At 71.8% G+C, this 5,415-nt stretch carries 9 protein-coding genes; 6 read left to right on the top strand and 3 right to left on the bottom strand.

The window, feature by feature from the left end:
* On the bottom strand, positions 1-355 hold a 355-nt coding region (locus EHS43_RS36210), incomplete at its 3' end, for a dihydropteroate synthase (protein WP_185806562.1).
* A gap of 146 nt (positions 356-501) precedes the next feature.
* Here EHS43_RS36210 and EHS43_RS36215 point away from each other — a divergent pair.
* Both EHS43_RS36215 and EHS43_RS36220 read left to right on the top strand, forming a co-directional pair.
* Positions 502-861 carry a DivIVA domain-containing protein gene (locus EHS43_RS36215; protein WP_125194845.1) on the top strand — a complete coding sequence of 120 codons (360 nt, stop codon included), beginning with the start codon at positions 502-504 and terminating at the stop codon, positions 859-861.
* On the top strand, positions 858-1,436 hold the full coding sequence (locus EHS43_RS36220; protein ID WP_125194846.1) for a DNA-3-methyladenine glycosylase I: 579 nt from the start codon (positions 858-860) through the stop codon (positions 1,434-1,436). The genes EHS43_RS36215 and EHS43_RS36220 overlap by 4 nt, the downstream gene beginning before the upstream one ends.
* Positions 1,437-1,439: 3 nt before the next feature.
* Here EHS43_RS36220 and EHS43_RS36225 read toward each other — a convergent pair whose 3' ends face one another.
* Positions 1,440-2,231, bottom strand: a complete 792-nt coding sequence (locus tag EHS43_RS36225; protein WP_125194847.1) for an enoyl-CoA hydratase/isomerase family protein — start codon at positions 2,229-2,231, stop codon at positions 1,440-1,442.
* Positions 2,232-2,280: 49 nt separating this feature from the next.
* On the opposite strand from EHS43_RS36225, the gene EHS43_RS46820 reads away from it, so the two are divergent.
* Both EHS43_RS46820 and EHS43_RS36230 read left to right on the top strand, forming a co-directional pair.
* Positions 2,281-2,445: a hypothetical protein gene (locus tag EHS43_RS46820; RefSeq protein ID WP_185806563.1), complete on the top strand. Its 165-nt coding sequence runs from the start codon at positions 2,281-2,283 to the stop codon at positions 2,443-2,445.
* A gap of 144 nt (positions 2,446-2,589) precedes the next feature.
* A complete protein-coding gene (locus tag EHS43_RS36230) occupies positions 2,590-2,757 on the top strand; it encodes a DUF3117 domain-containing protein (protein WP_003966491.1) in 168 nt (55 codons plus the stop codon).
* Between the two features lie 105 nt (positions 2,758-2,862).
* On the opposite strand, the gene EHS43_RS36235 is transcribed toward EHS43_RS36230, so the two are convergent.
* The gene (locus EHS43_RS36235; protein WP_312023467.1) at positions 2,863-3,561 is read right to left on the bottom strand and encodes an O-methyltransferase; all 699 of its coding nucleotides are present in this window, start codon (positions 3,559-3,561) and stop codon (positions 2,863-2,865) included.
* 235 nt (positions 3,562-3,796) lie between these two features.
* Here EHS43_RS36235 and sigE point away from each other — a divergent pair, with 235 nt between their 5' ends.
* Both sigE and EHS43_RS36245 read left to right on the top strand, forming a co-directional pair.
* Positions 3,797-4,495: an RNA polymerase sigma factor SigE gene (gene sigE, locus EHS43_RS36240; protein ID WP_125194850.1), complete on the top strand. Its 699-nt coding sequence runs from the start codon at positions 3,797-3,799 to the stop codon at positions 4,493-4,495.
* Positions 4,492-5,415 (top strand): anti-sigma factor (locus EHS43_RS36245; protein WP_125194851.1); only part of this gene is annotated, 924 nt, incomplete at its 3' end. The genes sigE and EHS43_RS36245, both read left to right, overlap by 4 nt.

Consider the following 5,415-nt stretch of genomic DNA (forward strand, 5'->3'; position numbering starts at 1 on the left):
CGCCCCACGCGTCGTTCAGCAGATCCGCCCCCGCCTCGCACACCGCCTCGCCGACCGACGCCCGCCAGGTGTCGACGCTGATGACCACCTCGGGGAACCGCCGCCGCACCTCCGCCACGAATCCGACGGTCCGCCGGGCCTCCTCCGCCGCGGACACCTCTTCGCCCGGACCGGCCTTGACCCCGCCGATGTCGATGATGGCGGCCCCTTCGGCCACCGCCTGCTCCACGCGCGCGAGGGCGGGCTCGTCGAGGAAGGTGGCTCCCTGGTCGTAGAAGGAGTCGGGGGTCCGGTTCACGATCGCCATGATCACCGGCTCGTGCGTGTCGAATGCACGCCTGCCCAGCCTGAGCATCCCCTGTGACCTCACTTCCCACGTCTGTGTGTTCGGCCGCTGCGACCGCCTGCGACCCTAACTGTCAGACTCGCATGGCACGATCGGACCCTGACACATTCGACGCCGGTGGCCGGCCGCCGGCAGGGACCCTGGGGACCTCAGCGATGGTTATGTTCTTGTTCCTGGTCATCGCGCTCGCGGTCGTGGTCGCCGCGGTGACGCTCGCCGTGGTGGGCGGCGGCGAGAGCGACGGCCCGCTGCCGGACGTCGCACCGGAGCGGCTCCAGGACCCGCTGCCCGTGGACCGACCGGTCAGCCGCGCGGACATCGACAGCCTGCGCTTCCCGCTGACCGCCCGCGGCTACCGCATGGCGGACGTCGACGACGCGCTCAGCCGTCTCGGCGCCGAGCTCGCCGAGCGGGACGCCCGGATCGCCGACCTGGAGTCCGCGCTGGCCGGCGCCCGGGCCGCGGCCCACGTCGCCCTGCACAAGCCGGAGCACGGCCACGGGGAGCAGCAGTGAGCGACGGCACCGCCCTGGCCGGCCCGGACGGCGGCCTCCGCTGCCCCTGGGCCCTGTCCACGCCGGACTACGTGACGTACCACGACGAGGAGTGGGGCCGCCCGGTCCGCGGCGACGACGCCCTCTTCGAACGGCTCAGCCTGGAGGCCTTCCAGTCCGGCCTGTCCTGGATCACCATCCTTCGCCGCCGGGAGGGCTTCCGTGCCGCCTTCGCGGGCTTCGAGATCGCCAAGGTGGCCACGTTCGACGAGGCCGACCGCGACCGGCTGCTCCTCGACCCCGGGATCATCCGCAACCGCGCCAAGATCGACGCGACGATGGCCAACGCACGCGTGCTGGCGGCCTGGGCCCCGGGCGAGCTGGACGAGCTGATCTGGTCCCACGCGCCCGCCTCGCACGCGGTCCCCAGGACCCTTGCGGACGTCCCCGCGGTCACCCCGGAGTCGACCGCCCTGTCCAAGGCCCTGAAGAAGCGCGGCCTGCGTTTCGTGGGCCCCACGACGGCGTACGCGCTGATGCAGGCCTGCGGACTGGTGGACGACCACCTGGAGACCTGCGTCGCCAGGGGCCGCTGAGGCCTACCGGCCCAGGTACTTGGGCGTCTCCTTGTTCACGAAGGCCCGCACCGCGATCGCGTGGTCCTCGGAGGCCCCGGCCCGCGTCTGCAGCTCGTCCTCCTTCTCCAGCGTCTGCGCCAGGGTGTGCGAGAGCGCGTACGCGAGGGACTCCTTGATCGCGCCGTACGCCACCGTCGGCCCCTCGGCCAGGGCCCGCGCCACCTTCTCGGCCTCCGCGGGCAGCTCGGTGGACGGCACGAGACGGTTCACGATCCCCAGGTCGTGCGCGTCCCGGGCGGACATGGTCCGCGGGAAGAGCAGCAGGTCGGCGGCGCGGCCCGGCCCCACCACGCGCGGCAGCGTCCACGAGATCCCGGAGTCCGCGGTCAGCGCCACCCCCGCGAACGAGGTGTTGAACGCGGACGTGTCCGAGGCCACCCGGTAGTCCGCCGCGAGCGCGAGCCCGAAGCCGGCGCCCGCCGCGACCCCGTTCACCCCGGCCACCACCGGCTTCGGCATCTCCGTCAGCGCCCGCACGACCGGGTTGTAGTGCTCCCTGACCGTGCTCATGACCTCCGTCGAGCCCTCGGCGAGCAGCCCGATGTGCTCCTTGAGGTCCTGCCCGACGCAGAACGCCCGCTCCCCGGCGGCGGTGAGCAGCACGGCCCGTACGCCGTCGTCCGAGGCCGCCGACTCCACGGCCTCCCGCAGCGCGACCTTGGTGGCGATGTTCAGCGCGTTCATCGCCTCCGGCCGGTTCAGCGTGATCGTCGCGAGCCCGTCGTGCACCTCGTAGAGCACGGTGTCGGCCATGGCGTATCCCCTCCGGTGTGTCCGCTGCATCCGATGTCCGAAGGACAGCATGGCGGAGATCGTCGTCGGCGAACCGGACCGGACGTGTGACCTGCGTCAAACAAATCCCGGAGGCCGATCGTCGGCCCGCGTCCGCGCGGCGGCGGAGTATCGCAGCCACATCGCCGAATTGAGTGGTTTTGCTCGCGCGCGTTGCCCAAGCGATGCCGACTGATGTTGGTCATCGGGTCCTGAGATGCGGGATAATGGCTTGGAAGCAATGTGTTCGATGCCGGTGGCGCGTGTCCCTCTGGGACGCGCGTGCCCTCCCAGGGCTGTCGGCTTTGACGATGAGCTGGTTTCAGGAAGGGGAACGAGCATGGCGGCCATGAAGCCGCGAACGGGTGATGGCCCGCTCGAGGTGACCAAGGAGGGGCGGGGCATCGTCATGCGCGTTCCGCTCGAAGGCGGCGGTCGGCTCGTCGTCGAGCTGACCCCTGACGAGGCCGACGCGCTCGGCGACGCCCTCAAGAAGGTCGTCGGCTGACGCGGAAGCGACCATACCCTTTCGACTGCCCCGGCATCTCCTGAGGTGCCGGGGCAGCGCTCTGCCCGGGCGGAACCACGAATGGCCGTACGTCCCGCCTCGGCCTCAGCGCTTGACCGCGCAGAGCAGTCCGTCGCCCACCGGCAGCAGCGACGGCACCAGGTCCTGGCTCTCGCGGACGGCCCGCAGCAGCTCCCTGAGGCGCAGCACCTCCGTCGGCTGCGGGCCCGAGTCCACCGTGCGGCCGTTGGCGAAGACACCCTCGAAGACCACCAGGCCCCCCGGACGCAGCAGGCGCAACGATTCAGCGAGGTAGTCCATGACCTCCTGCCGGTCACCGTCGCAGAACACGAGGTCGTATCCGGCGTCGGCGAGACGGGGCAGGACGTCCAGGGCGCGGCCGGGGATGAAGCGCGCCCGGTTGCTGGCGAAACCGCAGGCGCGGAATGCCTGCCGGGCGAACTGCTGGTGCTCCGGCTCCGGGTCGACGGTGGTCAGCACCCCGTCCGGGCGCATGCCGTGCAGCAGATGAATACCGGAGACACCGGTCCCGGTGCCGATCTCGGCGACGGCCTTGGCATCCACGGAGGCGGCCAGCAAGCGCAGCGCGGCGCCCGCGCCGGGCGACACCGAGCGCAGCCCCGCCTCACGGGCCCGGTCCCGGGCCCAGCTCAGGACTTCGTCCTCGGCGACGTAGGCGTCGGCGAACGCCCAGCTCGTCTGCCGGTTGCCGGTAATGACCCTCTCCTTGCCCCGTGGTTGCCTGGGCGTGACTGTATCCGTTGCCGCCGGGAACCCGCAGATGGGACCGGGCGTTTAGAAGGGTGGAGACGCACCCGGGGGGACACAGTTGGATCACGAAGCCGGGCAGGCCCTCGAGCAACTGCTGACGCAGGGGACCGAGTGGTATCAGCCCAGATCAAATTCTCGTAAAACCGCTTATCCGGAGCTAACGGGCGAGGTGGCTATGGTAGGGGCTCCACTGGAGACAACCAGAGCCGACAGGGGAGGTGCGGCCGCACCTGGTGATCGTGGGGGAGTGCTGCGGCGCTTCCTCGGATCGGCGGGCAGGCCGAAATCCGTGAACGACACCGCTGACCACAGCCACGCCGGCGACTACGCCCAGACCGCGACCTTCGCCACCGACGCGGACGGGCAGGCGTGGACTCCGCCCACCTGGGAGGAGATCGTCAGCACGCACAGCGGCCGCGTCTACCGCCTCGCGTACCGCCTCACCGGCAACCAGCACGACGCCGAGGACCTCACCCAGGAGGTCTTCGTCCGCGTCTTCCGCTCGCTGTCCACGTACACGCCGGGCACCTTCGAGGGCTGGCTGCACCGCATCACCACCAACCTCTTCCTGGACATGGTCCGCCGCAAGCAGCGCATCCGCTTCGACGCCCTCGGCGAGGACGCGGCCGAGCGACTGCCCAGCCGCGAACCCTCACCCCAGCAGGTCTTCAACGACGCCCACTTCGACGCGGACGTCCAGCAGGCCCTCGACACCCTCGCGCCGGAGTTCCGCGCCGCGGTCGTCCTGTGCGACATCGAAGGACTGTCGTACGAGGAGATCGCCGCGACCCTGGGCGTCAAGCTCGGCACCGTCCGCTCGCGGATCCACCGCGGCCGTTCCCAGCTGCGCAAGGCCCTCGCCCACCGCTCACCCGAGGCCCGCGCCGAGCGCCGCTCGTTCATGGCCCGGGTTCCCGCGCTGGGAGGAGGGGGCGCGTCCGCGTGAGTGGATCACTGCCCAAACCCGGCGAGGGAAGCCTCGCGGAACAGCATCTGGGAGACCGACTCGCCGCCCTGGTGGACGGCGAGCTCGGTCATGCGACGCGCGAGCGTGTTCTCGCGCATCTCGCCACCTGCTCGAAGTGCAAGGCGGAGGCGGACGCCCAGCGCCGCCTGAAGAACGTCTTCGCGGAAGCCGCCCCGCCGCCGCCCTCCGAGAGCTTCCTGGCCCGTCTCCAGGGGCTGCCCGGAGGTGATCCGGAGGACGGCGACGGCTCGCCGTTCGGCGGGGGAGGGTTCACCGGCCTGTCGGGACGACCCGGCTCCACCGGAGCCTTCGGCGTAAGACGTGGTGAGCGCTTCGCGTTCGACTACGTCCCGGCCCGGCCGCACGCCCCGGCGCTCCCGCCCTCCGCCGGCCGTGGCTTCCGCATCCATGACGTCAGCCGCCACGAGGCCGACCGCTCGGCCTCGCGGGGCATGCGCTTCGCGGTCGTCGCCGCCGGGGCGGTGTCGCTGGCCGCGATCGCGCTGGGCGGCGTCACCACCGGCATGCCGGGCGACACCGACGCCCGCGGTGCCGGCAGCAACGTGACCCCGGCCCGTACGCCGGGCACGGGAGCCGCGGTGCCGGAGAACCAGCGCCGCCGTGGCGTGGGCCCCCTGCTCGCGCAAGGACAGGGGCAGGGACAGCGGGTGCCGGGTGATTCCCCGGTCGCCCCGACCAACGCGTCCGCTCCGCTGCTGCCGGGTATCCCCGCCCAGGTGCAGGACGCGGCCGTGCACACCCTCACGGCACCCGTGGTCGCCGGTGCCGCCGCCATGTCCCCTCTCATACGTCCGCTCAGCACCACCCCGCCGCTCACCCTGACGTCCCTGTCCGCGACGCCGGATCTCACCGCCTCCGGCTTCCTCGCCGCACCCGTC

Origin of the sequence: Streptomyces sp. RP5T (assembly GCF_003933965.1) — a bacterium.
Taxonomy (GTDB): domain Bacteria; phylum Actinomycetota; class Actinomycetes; order Streptomycetales; family Streptomycetaceae; genus Streptomyces.

Coding starts and splice junctions, on each gene's coding strand:
- EHS43_RS36225 (WP_125194847.1), bottom strand. CDS start 2,231: ATGGCCGACACCGTGCTCTACGAGGTGCACGACGGGCTCGCGACGATC.
- EHS43_RS36215 (WP_125194845.1), top strand. CDS start 502: ATGGTTATGTTCTTGTTCCTGGTCATCGCGCTCGCGGTCGTGGTCGCC.
- EHS43_RS36230 (WP_003966491.1), top strand. CDS start 2,590: ATGGCGGCCATGAAGCCGCGAACGGGTGATGGCCCGCTCGAGGTGACC.
- EHS43_RS46820 (WP_185806563.1), top strand. CDS start 2,281: ATGGCGGAGATCGTCGTCGGCGAACCGGACCGGACGTGTGACCTGCGT.